The organism is Bradyrhizobium sp. LjRoot220 (genome assembly GCF_964252915.1).
GTDB lineage: Bacteria > Pseudomonadota > Alphaproteobacteria > Rhizobiales > Xanthobacteraceae > Bradyrhizobium.
This window is the reverse complement of the sequence record NZ_CAXUPS020000011.1, coordinates 49,733-65,336: the sequence shown is the minus strand read 5'-3', so window position 1 is coordinate 65,336 and position 15,604 is coordinate 49,733. Positions and strand designations below refer to the sequence as shown.

Here is a 15,604-nt window from a genome sequence, read left to right as displayed (position 1 = left end):
CGCCAAGTCTTGAATACGACGATCATGCTGTTCCTGCTGCAGGACGGCATCACCAACGGCGCGATCTATGCGTTGCTCGGACTGGCGCTGGTGCTGGTGTTTGCCGTCACGCGCGTGATCCTGATCCCGCAGGGCGAATTCGTGACCTACGGCGCGCTGAGCTACGCCATGCTGGCGACCGGTCAGGTACCGGGCACCGCGCGGCTGGCGGTCGCGATGGGCGTGATGGCCTTCGCCCTCGATCTATACACGGCGCGGCGGTCGCTCCGCTTCAAGCTGCTGGCGCGCTCGGTGCTGCTCAACATCGTGCTGCCGGCGGCGATTCTGGCCCTGACCTACGCGCTGGCCGGTCCCCAAACCCCGATTGCGGTCAATATCGCCTTGTCGCTGCTGATCGTCGCGGCGATCGGGCTGTTTCTCTACCGCATCGCGTTTCAGCCGCTCGCGCACACCTCGGTGCTGGTGCTGCTGATCGCCTCGGTCGGCTGCCACCTCGCGCTGCAGGGCCTTGGCCTCGTGTTCTTCGGTGCCGAAGGCCTGCGCGGACCGCCGCTGTCGAGTGCCGCCTTTACCGTGGGACCGCTGCGCTTCACCGGGCAAAGCATCGCCGTCTACGGCCTGACCATCGCCTTCATCATCGCGCTGTGGCTGTTCTTCGGCTTCACGCTGATGGGCAAGGCGCTGCGCGCCACCGCGGTCAACCGCCTCGGCGCCCGCCTCGTCGGCATCAGGACCACGCTGTCGGGACAGATCGCCTTCCTGCTCGCCTCCGTCATCGGCGCGATTTCGGGAATCCTGATCGTGCCGATCACGACACTCTATTACGACACCGGCTTCCTGATCGGCCTGAAAGGTTTTATTGCCGCCATCATCGGCGGCCTTGTGAGCTATCCGTTGACCGCGGTCGCCGCCCTAGTGGTCGGCAGCGTGGAGGCCTTCTCCTCGTTCTACGCCAGCAATTTCAAGGAGGTCATCGTCTTCACGCTGATCCTTCCCGTGCTGGTGCTGCGTTCGCTCGCGGCGCCCGCGGTCGAGGAAGAGAAGGACTGACTGTTATGGCGCAGCGGCTTCCCCTCATCATCTTCGCCATCGTCATGGCGGTGATCCCGTTCATCCCGGGCGTACCGCCGTTCTGGATCGTGCTGCTCGACAATATCGGCCTCGCCGCGCTGGTGGCGATGGGCCTCGTGCTGCTGACCGGCGTCGGCGGCCTCACCTCGTTCGGCCAGGCGGCGTTTTGCGGCTTTGGCGCCTACACCACCGCGGTGCTGACCACCGCGTATGGCGTGTCGCCGTGGCTGACGCTGCCGCTGTCGCTGCTGGTCAGCGGCATCGCCGCGGTCCTGCTCGGCATCGTCACGGTGCGGCTGTCCGGGCACTATCTGCCGCTCGGCACCATCGCCTGGGGCATCGGGCTGTTTTATTTGTTCAGCAAGCTCGAATTCCTCGGCCGCAATGACGGCATCTCCGGCATTCCACCGCTGACTATCGGCAATTTGCGGATGCTCGATCCCGGCACGATCTATTTCGCGATCTGGATCGCGGTGCTGATCTCGGCGCTCCTCACCATGAATCTGCTGGATTCCCGCACCGGCCGCGCCATCCGCGCGCTGCGGCGCGGCCATATCGCCGGCGAGGCGTTCGGCGTGCAGACGCCGCGCGCCAAGCTGCTGGTGTTCATCTATGCCGCGGTGCTGGCCGGTCTGTCCGGGTGGCTCTATGCGCATTTCCAGCGCGCCGCCAATCCGACGCCGTTCGGCGCGCAGGCCGGCATCGAATATCTGTTCATCGCGGTGGTCGGCGGCGCCGGCTATGTCTGGGGCGCGGTGCTCGGCGCCGGCATCGTGGTGATCCTCAAAGAGGTCCTGCAGAGCTATCTACCGTACATTTTCGGCGGCCAGAGCCAGCTCGAGACCATCGTGTTCGGCATCCTGCTGGTTGTCCTGCTGCAGCTGGCGCCCACCGGCGTATGGCCCTGGCTGATGTCGAGGCTGCCGTTCAAGCCGGCGCGCAAGATTCCCGACACCTCGATCGAGCCGCCGGCGCGCGTGCGGGCGCCCTCGTCGCCTTCGGTGCTGCTGCATATCGACAAGGCGCGCAAGCAATTCGGCGGCGTCATCGCCGTCAACGACGTCTCCTTCGACGTCGGGGCGCGCGAAATCGTCGCCCTGATCGGCCCCAACGGCGCCGGCAAGAGCACGACCTTCAACCTGATCACGGGGGTGTTGACCACGACCGGCGGCGCGATCTCGGTGCTCGGCAACAAGGTCGACAACGCCCCGCCGCAGGAGGTCGTCAAGCTCGGCGTCAGCAGGACCTTCCAGCACGTCAAGCTGGTGCCCGACATGACCGTACTCGAGAACGTCGCGATCGGTGCGCATCTGCGCGGCCACGCCGGCGCGATATCAAGCATGTTCCGGCTCGACCGGTCCGATGAGGCCAGATTGCTGGCGGAAGCCGCGCGCCAGATCGAGCGCGTCGGCCTCGGCGACCAGATCGACCAGTTGGCGGGAAGCCTGTCGCTGGGCCAGCAACGCATCGTCGAAATCGCCCGCGCGCTGTGCGTCGATCCGCTGCTGCTGTTGCTCGATGAACCGGCCGCCGGATTGCGCCACATGGAGAAGCAGCGGCTCGCCGCATTGCTGCGCCAGTTGCGCGACGGCGGCATGTCGGTGCTCCTGGTCGAGCACGACATGGGCTTTGTGATGAATCTCGCCGACCGGGTCGTGGTGCTCGACTTCGGCACCAAGATCGCCGAGGGCACGCCGGCGGCGATCAAGAGCAACCCCGACGTGATCAAGGCCTACCTCGGAGCCACCACATGAGCGCGCTGCTAACGGTGAGCGATGCGCATGTCGCCTACGGCAAGGTCGAGGCGGTGCGTTCGGTCTCGCTCGAGGTTGCCGACAACGAAATCGTCACCATCATCGGCGCCAACGGCGCCGGCAAGACCACGCTGCTGAACGCCATCATGGGTATCCTGCCGCTGACGGGATCTGCGGCTTTCGCCGGCGCCGACATGGCCTCGCTCGATATCGAGGACCGCGTCGCGGTCGGACTGAGCCTCGTGCCCGAGCACCGCGAATTGTTCGGCACCATGAACGTGGAGGACAATCTGCAGCTCGGCGCGTTCCGGATTCCGAAGGCGACTGCCACGCGATCGTTCGAGCGGGTCTACGCGCTGTTTCCGCGGCTGAAGGAGCGGCGCAAGCAGCTGGCCGGCACGCTCTCCGGCGGCGAGCAGCAGATGCTGGCGATGGGCCGCGCGCTGATGGGCGCGCCAAAACTGTTGATGCTGGACGAGCCGAGCCTTGGCCTCGCGCCGATCATCGTCGCCGACATCTTCCGCACCATCGGCGAACTCCGCGCCGCCGGCGTGTCCGTGCTGCTGGTCGAACAGAACGCGCAGGCCGCACTCAAAATCGCCGACCGCGCCTACGTGATGGAGCTCGGCGAATTCGTTCTGAGCGGACCGGCCAGTGACATCGCCACCAACGCGCGCGTCGCGGCGAGCTATCTCGGCTTTACACACGAGGGCGAGAGCGCGATTTAGCTCGCTGCTTGCACTCGCGCCGAGATTGCGCTTCACTCTACCCTCCCCTGGAGGGGGAGGGTCGCTCGCGTTCGGCGATGCGCAGCATCGTCCGATGCGAGCGGGGTGGGGTGATCTATCCGCGAGTAAGATGCCCATGGTGTCGACGTCAATCCGCCGAGCAACAGCCAGGAAACTGCGCGCCGACACGACGCCTCACGAACGCCTGTTATGGCGCGCACTGAAAGAGCTCCCGATGGAAGGCACGCACTTCCGACGCCAAGCACCCATCGGTCGCTATGTCGTAGACTTCTTCTGTCCAGCCAAACGTCTGATGATTGAACTCGACGGCGGCCATCACAACGACGACGAAACTGCCGAGCGCGATCGGGAACGACAGAACTGGCTGGAGCAGGAAGGATATCGCGTCATCCGCTTCTGGAATTCGGACATCAACGGCGATCTGACCGCAGTTCTCGAACGGATTTATGTCGAGCTGTATGGTTCGCGCGAGGCTGAGGTCGAACCGCTGAAACACCGCCGGCGACGATAGACCTTCACCCCACCCCGCCCGCTGCGGACGATGCTACGCATCGCCGAGCGCGGGCGACCCTCCCCCTCCAGGGGAGGGTAAGTAAAAGCCAGCCTCTCTTGAGAGGCCGGCAAGCTTTGAATTCCGGTTGGAGGTTCCCCTCACTTCGCCGGAACGTACTTTCCGTTGTTCACGGTCAGGATGATGCGCGAGCGGTCATCCAGGCCGTAGCGGTCTTTTTCGGTGAAGTTGTAGACACCCTGGCTAGCGGCGATTTCGCGTTCGGTCAGTAGGGCCTTACGGATGCCCTCACGGAACTCCGGCGTGCCGGGCTTGCCGGCCTTCAGCGCCACCGGAATCACACGCTTGAGAACTTCGAAGGCGTCGTAGGAATGGCCGGCGAACTGGCTGCGGCTGTTGGCGCCGTACTTGGCTTCATAGGCGGTGTTGAGCGCCAGGCCCGGCTTCTTGGTCAGCGCTGAGTCCGGCTGGGTTTCCGGCGACATCACCGGGCCCGAGGCCATGATCACGCCTTCCGCCGCTGCACCCGCGATGCGGATGAAGTCCATGCTGGCGGCGCCGTGGGTCTGATAGATCAGGCCCTTGTAGCCGCGCTCGCGCAGTGTCGTCTGCGGCAACGCCGCGGCGGTGCCGGAGGCGCCGACCAGGACGGCGTCGGGATTGGCGGCGACGAGCTTGAGCACCTGGCCCGCAACCGACGTATCCGGGCGGGCGAACCGCTCCTCGGTGGCCAGGGAAATTCCCATCGGAACAGCCTGGGCCTTGAAGTCGTTCATCCAGAGGTCACCGTAAGAATCCGAGTAGCCGATATAGCCCACGGTCTTGATGCCGTGCGCCTTCATGTGCTCGTACAGCACCTTGCCCATGATCGGAATCGGCTGCGGCATAGCAACCGACCACTTCGCGCGCGCCTCGTTGATCGGGAGCGGCGCCAGCGCGAAATGCGGAATGCCGGCCTCGTTGGCGACGGTGGAGACGGCAATCGTCGGCGGCGTCGTCGACGAGCCCATGATGATGTCGGCCTTGGATTCGGTGACGAAGCGCCGCGCGTTAGTAGTCGCGGCGGTCGGGTCGCCGCCATCGTCGAGCACGATCACCTTGAGCGGCACGCCGCCGATTTCCTTCGGCACGAATTCCAGCGAATTGCGCTCGGGAATGCCAAGGGCCGCGGCAGGGCCAGTGGTGACGACGGTGATGCCGATGACGATTTCATTGGCTTGCGCCAACGCGGGCAGAGCCGGCAATGCGAGCGACGCCGCGATCACGGCCGCGGACAAATAAAACTTCTTCATTCATTCCTCCCTTGGATATTGTTCTAATTTAGATCAAAAATCGACAGCCAGTTCAGCCCCTTCTTTAGGTCATGCCGCGCGCCGAGTCAGCTAACAAGTCAGCCATATATGCTCAGCCCCGCATGAACCGCTCGATGATCTCCGGCGGCATCGGAGCCGATTTCAGCCGCGCAGGATCGTCCGGATGCTTGCCGACCAGCACCCGGGTCTCGAACGCCTCGATCGCCAGCGCCTCGCCCTTGAACACGTTGTGGATCACCTCGAAGCTGGAGCGTTTGAAACTCTCGATCCGGCTTTCGATCCTGATCCAGTCGCCATGGGTCGATGGGATGTGGAATTTCGCCCGCGTATCCACCATGGGGATGCCGACGAGGCCGTATTTGTGGATGATGTCCTGTTTCGAAAAGCCGGCCGCTTCGAACATGATCGAGGTCGAATCGTCGAAGATCGCGAAGTAGCGCGGGTAGTAGACGATGTTGGCGGGGTCGCAATCGCCCCACTGGATCTGCACGTCGCGCCGGTTAACGAACATTGCTTGACCTTACCCGATTGTCCGTTCTCGCTGCATATTCACGAACGTACTTAGCGCGGCGCCATGCGGAGCGCGGCATCGAGCCGCACCACTTCGCCGTTCAGATACGGGTTGTCGATCATGTGCAGCGCCAGCGAGGCAAACTCATCGGCCTGCCCGAGCCGGCGCGGGAACGGGATTGCGGCGGCGAGCGAGTCCTGCGCCTCCTGCGGCAGATTGGCCAGCAGCGGCGTGAGGAACAGGCCGGGCGCGATGGTCAGCACGCGAATGCCGAACTGGGCCAGCTCGCGCGCGATCGGCAGCGTCATCGCGACGATGCCGCCCTTGGACGCCGAATAGGCCGATTGCCCGATCTGGCCGTCATAGGCCGCGACAGACGCGGTCGAGATCACGACGCCACGCTCGCCGGTTTCCAGCGGCTCGAGCTTCGACATGGCTGATGTCGCAAGCCGCAACATGTTGAACGATCCGATCAAATTGACCCTGATCACCCGGTCGAAATCGGTCAGCGCCATCGGACCTTCCTTGCCGATCACGCGCTTGGCAACGCCGATGCCGGCGCAATTGACCAGCACGCGGGCCGGGCCATGCGCAGCGGCAGCCGCGGCGACGGCGGCTTCGGCCGAGGCGGCGTCGGAGACGTCGCAGACCACGGCGACGCCGCCGATTTCGGCGGCGACGGTCTCAGCGAGCTTGGCGTTGAGGTCGCACACCGCGACCTTGGCGCCGAGGCTTGCGAGCCGGCGTGCGGTGGCGGCGCCCAATCCGGATGCGCCCCCGGTGACGATGGCGGCCTGGTCCTTCAACTGCATTGTGGTTCTCCCTGGTACTCTTCTTCGAATTCAGTTCAGCGTGATGACCTGCGCCGGCGGCGCCGGTGAATAGATCGTCTCGATCAATGCGCTGCGATGGTCGATCACCGCGCGCTGGTTGATGGAGCCCTTGTCGGTGACTTCGCCGCGATCGATCGACAGCGGCGCATCGAACAGCACCGCGCGCGTGATCCGGGTCGATGAGCCCGTGGCATCGGCCAGCAACTTTTGAAACCGCTCGCGGAACGCCGCGCGGATCAGCGGATCGGACGCCGCCGCCGCGAGGTCGTCCGCGGGAAGCTTTGGGTTGATCAGGCGGCAGCCGTCGAGATCGAGCATGACCAGCGCGGACAGTTCGTCGCGGTTGATGCCGGCAATCACGACGTCGCGCACAAGCGGCGCACAGGCCGCGACGAAGCGCGCGCGCAAGGGACCGACGCTGACCCAGGTGCCGCTCGCAAGCTTGAAATCCTCGGCGATGCGGCCATCGAAGTCGAAGCCGGCATCGAGATTGTCGGGATCGACCGGCTTGAGGGCGTCGCCGAACTTGTAAAAGCCTTCCTCGTCGAATGCCGCCGCGGTCAGTTCGGGCTGACGCCAGTAGCCCGGCGTGACGTTCGGCCCCTTGGCGCGCACTTCCAGCTTGCCGTTGTTGGGCAGCAATTTTGCGTCATTGCCGAGCACGGGCAGGCCGACATGGCCCGAGCGGCTGGTGTCGGGACGCACCGACATGAAGAACGGCGAAGTCTCGGTGGCGCCGAGGCCCGTCAACATCGGCACACGAAAACCGGTTTCCTGCACCGCGAGTTCGTCAAGGCTGTTCCAGACGAACGGCGACAGCGCCGCGCCGGAGAAGAACATCGCGTGCAGCCGGCCGAAAAATTTCGCGCGCAGCGCGGAATCCTCGCGCAGATAGGGCAGCAGCGATTCATAGCCTTTGGGAACGTTGAAATAGACCGTCGGCGAGATCTCGCGGAGATTGCGCACGGTCTGCTCGATGCCGCCGGGCATCGGCTTGCCTTCGTCGAGATACATCGAGCCGCCATTGAACAGCGTCAGCCCGATATTGTGGTTGCCGCCGAACGTGTGATTCCACGGCAGCCAGTCGATGATGACGGGCGGCTCGTCCATCAGGAACGCCAGCGTCTCGCGCAGCATCACCTGGTTGGCGCAGATCATCCGCTGGGTGTTGATGACGGCCTTGGGGTTGCCGGTCGAGCCTGACGTCAGCAGGAACTTTGCAATTGTGTCCGGGCCGATGGCGTCGTGGGCCCCATCGAGGCGCCAATGCTCCGGCGTTGCCATCAGATCCGACAGCAGCGTCACGTCGCGGCCGGGCACTGTCCCGCGCGATGCAGCGATCTCGGTCCCCAATGAGACGTTGGCGGTGAGCGCATCGGCGAATTTGGTGGCATCGTCGGCGAAGACGAGACCGGGCGTCAGCAGCTTCATCAGATAGCTGAGCTTGCCGTAATCGCGCGACACCAGCGAATAGGCCGGCGATACCGGACAGAAGGGAACGCCGGCATAGAGCGCGCCGAAGGCCAGCAGAGCATGGTCGACCGAATTGCCGGACAGAATCACGATTGGTTTTTCAGCCGAGAGCCCGCGCGCCAGCAGCGCCGAGGCGATGCGCCGCGTCGTGGTCAGGAGTTGCGCATAGGTGATTTTCCGCCAGCCGCCGGCCGCAATGCGCTCGGCCATGAAGACGCGCTCGGGCGCCGCAACGGCCCAGTGATGCAGGCGGTCGGTGATCCGCACGGGATAGTCGCGCAGCTTCGCTTTCGGCCGCAGATAGATGGTGCCGTCATCGCGGCGATCGACCGTGACGTCGGGATTGCCGAACGAGATCGCGCGCAACGGATGGGCGCTGCCGCTGCGACCGGCGCTTTCAGTCGGGGACATGTTGGACTTGGCGCTCATGTCAGGTCGGTTTCACCTTGGCGGTCTTGCGATCGAGGAACTCACGGATCCGGCGTTTTGCCTCTTTGTCGCTCTGCGCCACCGTGGCCATCAGCGACTCCATCAGCAGGCCGGCCTGCGGATTGGCTTCCGCGATCATCGGCAACGCCTGCAGCACGGCGAAATTTGTCAGCGGCGCGTTGGCCGCGACGCGCTCGGCCAGCTCCAGCGCCTTGGGCAGCGCGCCGCCGGCCTCGGTGAGATATTGCGAAAAGCCGTAGGCGGCGCCTTCGGTCGCGGTATAGACCCGGCCCGTCAGCATCATGTCGGTCATCCGCGCCACGCCGATCAGCCGCGGCAGCCGCACCGAGCCGCCGCCGCCGACGAAGATGCCGCGCTGGCCCTCGGGCAGCGCGAAATAGGCTGATGGTTCGGCAACGCGGATATGCGCGGCGCAGGCCAGCTCCAGCCCGCCGCCGATCACCGCGCCCTTGAGTGCGGCAATGACGGGCACGGCGCTGTATTGAATGCGATCGAACACCCGATGCCACATCTGCGAGTGCCGCAGACCCTCGGTGGCGTCGTGCTCGGTCAGTTCGGACAGATCGAGGCCGGAGGAGAAATGGTCGCCGATGCCGTGGATCACCACCGCGCCGGTCCCCTCGGGCAGGTTGGCGAAGCAATTTTGGATCGCAAGGATGATGCCGTCGTTCAGCGCATTGCGCTTGGCCGGGCGGTTGAGGCCCACGGTCAGCACCGCGCCGGATTTCTCGATCTGGAGCAAGCCGGATGGATCAGCGGTGGCGGAAGCGGAGGCGGCGTTTCCCATGGAATTATTGTTTCCCGTCCAGAATAGTTATGTTTTATAACTATCGCGGCGAGAGTCAATATGTCGGTTCATGCCTCCCGCTGTCATCGTCCGGCTTGACCGGACGATCCAGTATCCAGAGACGCCAGTGCTTGAGCTGATAGGCCGCGGCGTACTGGATGCCCCGCCTGCGCGGGGCATGACAGTGAAGCGTTGGACGCAACTTCACCTTCTCGCGGCGCCAGGCGTCCGAGCTTTGCTGGAAACTTCCCGCCCTCTCCAAATAGAGGGCGCAGGGAAGACCGGGTGCGCGCTGCACCCGCGGTCTCGTGTGCAATGTGCATAAGAATGCGCACACGAGCATACAGGGCAGCGGGGAACACCCGGCCTTCCCTGCGCAATGGCTTTACGGCTTATAACGAGCTCTCCCCGGAGAACGGCTCTTTTGCCTCCGTTGCGCCCTGAGAAGCAGTTGCCTCCAGGTGCGTTGACGCCAGCACCGCGACGTCGGGACCACACGCCTTTGCCGTACGCTTCTGTCGCGATCGTCCATCGCAACATCAGCGTCCACCGCAACCCCGTCCAACGTCCGTGACGACGGCCGACGCCCTTCTGAGTAGAACGGGATGGCCAAACATTTACCCCTGATTTGACTTCCGTAAAAGCGAAATATTTTTTATTTTGGGGTTGACATGATTTCCAATAATCAGAAGTGATCTGCCCGTCGGGTTGTTTTGTCGCACCTGCCGCACCAAGATCGCTATTGTCCGCGAGGCAACGCAGTCGGGATTTTCGTAGTTGCGACGATAACCGGTCATGCGGGCAAGCTCGCGCGGTGAGGTGATGGGTTTCGCGAAGGGCTCAACCCATCGGTCTAGCCAACTATCGGAGGGCTTCATTTGGGACCCGTCGATCATCGCCGTCGCACTTTTTTGGGACATACGGGCACGGTCGCGTGATGAGGCGATGGGTTTCGCGAAGGGCTCAACCCATCCTACAATCTAAAGTCACAACACCTGATGCACGTCGATGACGACGCGGTCGGTGTGGCGGGCGGCGGAGCCGATGAAGAGGTTTTGCATCAGCCAGCGGTATTTTGCGTGGCCGGTCTCGAATTTCGGCACGGTGCGGAAATAGATCAGTTTGGGGTCGACCGGCTCGCCGCGTTTCAACTTCTGCAGCAGATCCACCGGGCCGAAGCGAAGGCCCTTGTTTTCGACATGCACAGTCGCGCCGTCGTCGGTCTCAAAAGCGTATTTGGCTTCCAGTTCGATCAGCTCGTTCGGGCGGATAATCTGAAAATCCGCGCCGAACGCACAGATCTTGCCGGTGATGCCCTCGCCGCGCACGTCGCCGCCGAGGATGGGTATGATCCGGCGCACGCCATGACCGGTCTCGCCGGCCGATGTCACCTCGCCGATGCGGACGGTGAGCGTGAAGACGTATTTGGTCTCCAGCTGCGGCGTCATGAGTTACCCCATCATGCGTTGCGGCAGCCAGAGCGCCAGGATCGGAAATGCGATCAGGATCACCAGGCGGATCAGGTCGGTCGCGACGAACGGGATCACGCCGCGGAAGATGGTGGTGAACGACACGTCCTTGACCACGCTCTTGATGACAAAGACGTTCATGCCGACCGGCGGATGGATCAGGCCCAGTTCCACCGTCATCACGATGATGACGCCGAACCAGATCGGGTCGAAACCGAGGTGCATAATGACCGGGAAGATGATCGGCACCGTCAGGATGATCATCGCCATCGCGTCCATCAGGCAGCCCAGCACCAGATACATCACCATGATCAGCGCGAGGATGCCGTAGGGGCCGAGCCCGAGGCCGGTAAGTAGTTCAGTGACCTTTTGCGGGGTCTGCGTCACCGTGAGGAAATAGCCGAAGATCAGGGCGCCGATCAGCACGGTGAAGACGGCGGCGGCCGTGCGGGTCGCCTGCAGCAGCGAGTTGAGGATTTTTTCCTTGTCGAGCCGCCCGGTGAGCACACCGATCAGGAACGCGCCGGTGGCACCGACGCCGCCGGCTTCGGTCGGCGTAAAGCGCGGCAGGAACGGCAGGCCGTAAAGCCCGCCGATCACGAAGACGAACAGCAGTACCGGCGCCCAGATATTCTTCAGGCCGGCGAAGCGTTCGCGCCAGCTGGTCTGCGGTCCCTTCGGCAGGAAGTCGGGCCGGAACCAGCCGATCAGCGCGATCGTCAGCATGTACATCGCCATCGCGAGCAGCCCGGGAATGATGCCGGCCATGAACAGCTTGCCGATGTCCTGCTCGGTGATGATGCCGTAGACGGCGAGCACCGTCGACGGCGGCAGCATCGCGCCCAGCGTGCCGCCGGCCGCAATCACGCCGGTGGCGAAGGATTGCGGATAGCCGAAGCGGCGCATTTCCGGATAGGCGACGGCGGAAAACGTCGCGGCGGTCGCCACCGACGAGCCGCAGATCGCGGCAAAGCCGCCGCAGGCCGCGACCGTGGCAATGCCGAGGCCGCCACGCAAATGGCCGACAAAGCCGTTGGCTGCCCGAAACAATTCGCGGCTCATGCCGGAATTGCTGACGAAGGCGCCCATCAGCAGGAACATCGGAATCACGCCGAAGGTATAGTCGGTGACCGTGCGCATCGAGGTCTGGCCGACCATCTTGAGCGCCGGGGAAAACCCGACGAGATAGCCAAAGCCGGTGACGCCGACGAGGCCCATCGCCATGCCCACCGGCACGCGCAGCAGCATCAGCGCGAACAGCGCGACAAATCCGAGGATGGCGACGGCGTCGGTGTTCATGATGCCCTACTCCACCGTGGTTTCTTTGGCATCATGGATGTCTTCCGGATGGAAGATCAGCCGGTAGGTGCGGATGGCGATCAAGAGCACCGCGGAGGCGTCGCCGGCCCACGCGATCGCGAAGAACGGCCAGGTCGGCATGCGCATGTCGAAGGTCAGGACGTTGTCGTTGTAAGTGCCCTGCACCTTGTCGAACAGCGTCCAGGTCTGCACCGCCACCACGAACAGCAGCACCAGCGTCGCGAAAACGTCGATCCAGCGCTGGTATCTCGGACCCACATTGGCCCAGACCAGATCGACGGTGATGTGTCCGCCGCGATAGCTGGTCGCTGCGATGCCCCAGAAGATCAGGATGCCGAGCATCATGCGGCCGATGTCAAACGAGTCCGGGATCGAATAGTTGAAGATATTGCGCAGCAGCACGGCCAGGAAAATGTTGGCGGCGACGATGCCGACAAAGGCGGCTGCGATCCATTCGATCGTATCGATGAAACGATCCATCGAAGCGCGATTCATGTGGGGAGGTCCTGTGGCTTCTGATTGAATCGGTGTGGCTCAGAATTCATCTTACCTCTCCCGCTTGCGGGGGAGGTCGGCGCGCGCGAGCGTGACGGGTGGGGGAAACTCTCTCCACACGAACAGTGTGACTCGCGGCGACACCCCCACCCCGCCCTCCCCCGCAAGGGCGGGAGAGGGAGAACTGCGAGTCTTTTACTGCGCCAGGGCGTTCTGCTTGGTCAGCTCGGCACGAAGCTCGGTCATCGCCGCATCCGGGTTGCCGCCGGCTTTCTTGACGTTATCCGCCCAGGTCTTGACCAGCGGCTCGGAGGCCTTCTTCCACAGCGCGGTCTGCTCCGGCGACAGCTTGTAGACTTCATGGTCGGGCAGCGCCTTGATCTTGGCGACACCGGAGTTCTCGTAGATGCCCCAGGGCTCGCCGACGCGGCCGGCGGCCTCGGTGTTGCAGTTGTTGTCGATCGCCTTCTTCTGGCGGTCGGACATCTGGTTGTACTTGTCCTTGTTCATCACGAAGGCAAAGGTCGTGACGTAGATCGGCGCCTCGATGTGATACTTCGTCACCTTGTCGATGCCGAACAGCAGCACCGATCCCCACGGGAAGGTGACGGCGTCGGCGACGCCGCGCTCGATGATGTCGCGGACCTCCGGCGCCGACGACTGCACATTGGTGCCGCCGAGCAGGGTCACGTAATTGGCCATGGTGGCGTGGGCGGGGCGGATCTTCATGCCCTTGACGTCGTCAGGCGTCACGATTTTTTTGGTGCGCGAATGGAACGTGGACGGCGAGTGAATGAAGCCGAGACAGAACTTGACGTCCTTCATCTCCTTCTCGGCATATTTGCGATACCAGGCGTCGAGCGCCATCGAGCCGCCCTTGGCGTCCGACATCAGGAACGGCAATTCACCGGCGCCGATGATCGGAAAGCGGCCGGGCTGGTAGCCCGGATTGATGTAGGTGACGTCGGCGATGCCGTCGCGCGCCATGTCGTAATGGTCGAACGCCTTGCCGAGCTGCTGGGCCGGGAACACCTTGTATTTGATGGTGCCGCCGGATTCCTTTTCGACCGCGGAGCCCCAGTCTTCCAGCGCCTTCTGCAGCGGGTGCGACGCCGGCACCCAATGCGACAATTTCAATTCGATGTTTTTTTCCTGCGCCATCGCAGGCGTCACGCTGGCGGCGAGCAGCAGCGCCAAAAACGCTTTCCTCATCGACATTCTCTCCCTTTGCGCATGAAGGCGGGCTTGGCGCCCGATCTCGTTAGTTAACATGTTATATAGTTGGCGCGGCTTTTCAAGCCGGACGTGTTTGCCGCGACGCCTCCGTTCGGCCGCCGACAAGATGGCCTTGCGGTGCGGTGCAGCAAACAACAACAATGTTTCGCGCAACGCCCTTTGCGAAAATTGTTATATGATATAATTATCATTGCAACACCTCGCGCAAGCGTCGGCGTGCCAATCTGTATCAGACCATGGGAGCAAGCAATTGCGGACTAAAGTCGCAATCATCGGCGCAGGCCCGGCTGGATTGTTGCTTGGGCAACTACTTCACCACTACGGCATCGATAACGTCATTCTCGAGCGTCAGCCCCCGGAATATGTGCTCGGCCGCATTCGCGCCGGCCTGCTGGAAGAGGGCACCGTGGCGCTGCTCGACGAGGTCGGCGCCGGCGCGCGCGCCCATCGCGAGGGCCTGGTGCATCATGGCGTCGAGCTGGCGTTCGGCGGCGCCCGGCATCGCATCGACATGCATGCCGCGACCGGCAAGACCGTGATGATCTACGGCCAAACCGAGGTGACGCTCGACCTGATGAACGCGCGCAAGGCGGCCGGCCTCACCACGGTCTATCAGGCCGCCGAGGTCAAACCGCATGATTTCGATACCGACCGTCCGCGGGTCACCTATCTCAAGGACGGCGTCACGCACGAGATCGCCTGCGACTTCATCGCCGGCTGCGACGGATTCCACGGCGTCAGCCGCGCCAGCGTCAAACCCTCGGCGATCCAGACGTTCGAGCGCGTCTATCCGTTCGGCTGGCTCGGCATACTTTCAGATACCCCGCCGATCAGCCATGAACTGATCTATTCCAACCATGCACGGGGCTTTGCGCTGTGCTCGATGCGCTCGCCCCAGCGCAGCCGCTATTACGTGCAGTGCCCGCTCGACGACCACATCGACCAGTGGCCGGACGAGCGGTTCTGGGACGAATTGAAGCGGAGGCTCGACCATAAGGCGGTCGATGAACTCGTCACCGGGCCGTCGATCGAAAAGAGCATCGCGCCGTTGCGCAGCTTTGTCGCCGAGCCGATGCGGTTCGGAAACATGTTCCTGGCCGGCGATGCCTCCCACATCGTGCCGCCGACCGGCGCCAAGGGATTGAATCTGGCCGCCAGCGACGTGCATTACCTCTCGCAGGCGTTCCGCGAATATTACGACGAGAAATCCAGTGCCGGGATCGACCATTATTCGACGAAGGCGCTGACCCGGGTCTGGAAGGCGGTGCGGTTCTCCTGGTGGATGACGTCCATGCTGCACAAATTTCCCGATCAGGGCGAGTTCGGCGCGCGGATTCAGCTGGCCGAGCTGGATTACCTGGTCAGTTCGAAAGCGGCGTCGGCGTCGCTGTCGGAGAATTACGTTGGGTTGCCGTTCTAGCTTGATCGTGGATCGTAGGGTGGGCAAAGCGAAGCGTGCCCACCATTCCAAGCGACATGCGGGATAGATGGTGGGCACGGCGCAAGTGCGCCTTTGCCCACCCTACGCAGGCCGGCATGACTGCCGCCAACCGCGCGAATTCAAACACCCGTCGAAATTCCGTTTTAAACTTTGTAGGCGGTGCATTGCATGGCGACTTCGCGTTCAATCGC

14 protein-coding genes are annotated in these 15,604 nt (G+C 63.5%); 5 read left to right on the top strand and 9 right to left on the bottom strand.

The genetic code is table 11. The features are described from left to right. Positions 1-9: 9 nt before the first annotated feature. The 4 genes from ACSQ84_RS31780 (at position 10) to ACSQ84_RS31765 (ending at position 4,085) form a co-directional block, all read left to right on the top strand. Entirely contained in the window at positions 10-1,050 is a 1,041-nt protein-coding gene (locus tag ACSQ84_RS31780; protein WP_436215687.1) for a branched-chain amino acid ABC transporter permease, read from the top strand. A gap of 5 nt (positions 1,051-1,055) precedes the next feature. Continuing rightward, positions 1,056-2,825, top strand: coding sequence for a branched-chain amino acid ABC transporter ATP-binding protein/permease (locus ACSQ84_RS31775; RefSeq protein WP_436215686.1), 1,770 nt, complete (start codon positions 1,056-1,058; stop codon positions 2,823-2,825). Continuing rightward, the gene (locus ACSQ84_RS31770; RefSeq protein WP_436215685.1) at positions 2,822-3,553 is read left to right on the top strand and encodes an ABC transporter ATP-binding protein; all 732 of its coding nucleotides are present in this window, start codon (positions 2,822-2,824) and stop codon (positions 3,551-3,553) included. The genes ACSQ84_RS31775 and ACSQ84_RS31770 overlap by 4 nt, the downstream gene beginning before the upstream one ends. 136 nt (positions 3,554-3,689) lie before the next feature. Then, complete coding sequence (locus ACSQ84_RS31765) at positions 3,690-4,085, top strand: endonuclease domain-containing protein (RefSeq protein ID WP_436215684.1); 396 nt, start codon at positions 3,690-3,692, stop codon at positions 4,083-4,085. A gap of 140 nt (positions 4,086-4,225) precedes the next feature. On the opposite strand, the gene ACSQ84_RS31760 is transcribed toward ACSQ84_RS31765, so the two are convergent. From ACSQ84_RS31760 to ACSQ84_RS31720, 9 genes are all read right to left on the bottom strand, one after another. Then, positions 4,226-5,377, bottom strand: coding sequence for an ABC transporter substrate-binding protein (locus ACSQ84_RS31760; protein ID WP_436215683.1), 1,152 nt, complete (start codon positions 5,375-5,377; stop codon positions 4,226-4,228). 112 nt (positions 5,378-5,489) lie between these two features. Further along, the gene (locus ACSQ84_RS31755) at positions 5,490-5,909 is read right to left on the bottom strand and encodes an acyl-CoA thioesterase (protein ID WP_436215682.1); all 420 of its coding nucleotides are present in this window, start codon (positions 5,907-5,909) and stop codon (positions 5,490-5,492) included. A gap of 50 nt (positions 5,910-5,959) precedes the next feature. Beyond that, entirely contained in the window at positions 5,960-6,721 is a 762-nt protein-coding gene (locus ACSQ84_RS31750; protein WP_436215681.1) for an SDR family NAD(P)-dependent oxidoreductase, read from the bottom strand. A gap of 30 nt (positions 6,722-6,751) precedes the next feature. Further along, positions 6,752-8,626 (bottom strand): feruloyl-CoA synthase, encoded by a 1,875-nt coding sequence (locus ACSQ84_RS31745; RefSeq protein WP_436215680.1) that lies wholly within the window; start codon positions 8,624-8,626, stop codon positions 6,752-6,754. 19 nt (positions 8,627-8,645) lie between these two features. Further along, positions 8,646-9,452, bottom strand: coding sequence for a crotonase/enoyl-CoA hydratase family protein (locus ACSQ84_RS31740; RefSeq protein ID WP_436215679.1), 807 nt, complete (start codon positions 9,450-9,452; stop codon positions 8,646-8,648). A 986-nt stretch (positions 9,453-10,438) separates the two neighbouring features. Next, a complete protein-coding gene (locus tag ACSQ84_RS31735; protein ID WP_436215678.1) occupies positions 10,439-10,900 on the bottom strand; it encodes a DUF3237 domain-containing protein in 462 nt (153 codons plus the stop codon). Between the two features lie 3 nt (positions 10,901-10,903). Beyond that, positions 10,904-12,220: a TRAP transporter large permease gene (locus tag ACSQ84_RS31730; RefSeq protein WP_436215677.1), complete on the bottom strand. Its 1,317-nt coding sequence runs from the start codon at positions 12,218-12,220 to the stop codon at positions 10,904-10,906. A 6-nt stretch (positions 12,221-12,226) separates the two neighbouring features. After that, complete coding sequence (locus tag ACSQ84_RS31725) at positions 12,227-12,736, bottom strand: TRAP transporter small permease (RefSeq protein ID WP_212206144.1); 510 nt, start codon at positions 12,734-12,736, stop codon at positions 12,227-12,229. Positions 12,737-12,931: 195 nt separating this feature from the next. Then, the gene (locus ACSQ84_RS31720; RefSeq protein ID WP_436215676.1) at positions 12,932-13,948 is read right to left on the bottom strand and encodes a TRAP transporter substrate-binding protein; all 1,017 of its coding nucleotides are present in this window, start codon (positions 13,946-13,948) and stop codon (positions 12,932-12,934) included. Between the two features lie 274 nt (positions 13,949-14,222). Here ACSQ84_RS31720 and pobA point away from each other — a divergent pair, with 274 nt between their 5' ends. Next, positions 14,223-15,392 (top strand): 4-hydroxybenzoate 3-monooxygenase, encoded by a 1,170-nt coding sequence (gene pobA, locus ACSQ84_RS31715; RefSeq protein ID WP_436215675.1) that lies wholly within the window; start codon positions 14,223-14,225, stop codon positions 15,390-15,392. Positions 15,393-15,604 lie beyond the last annotated feature (212 nt).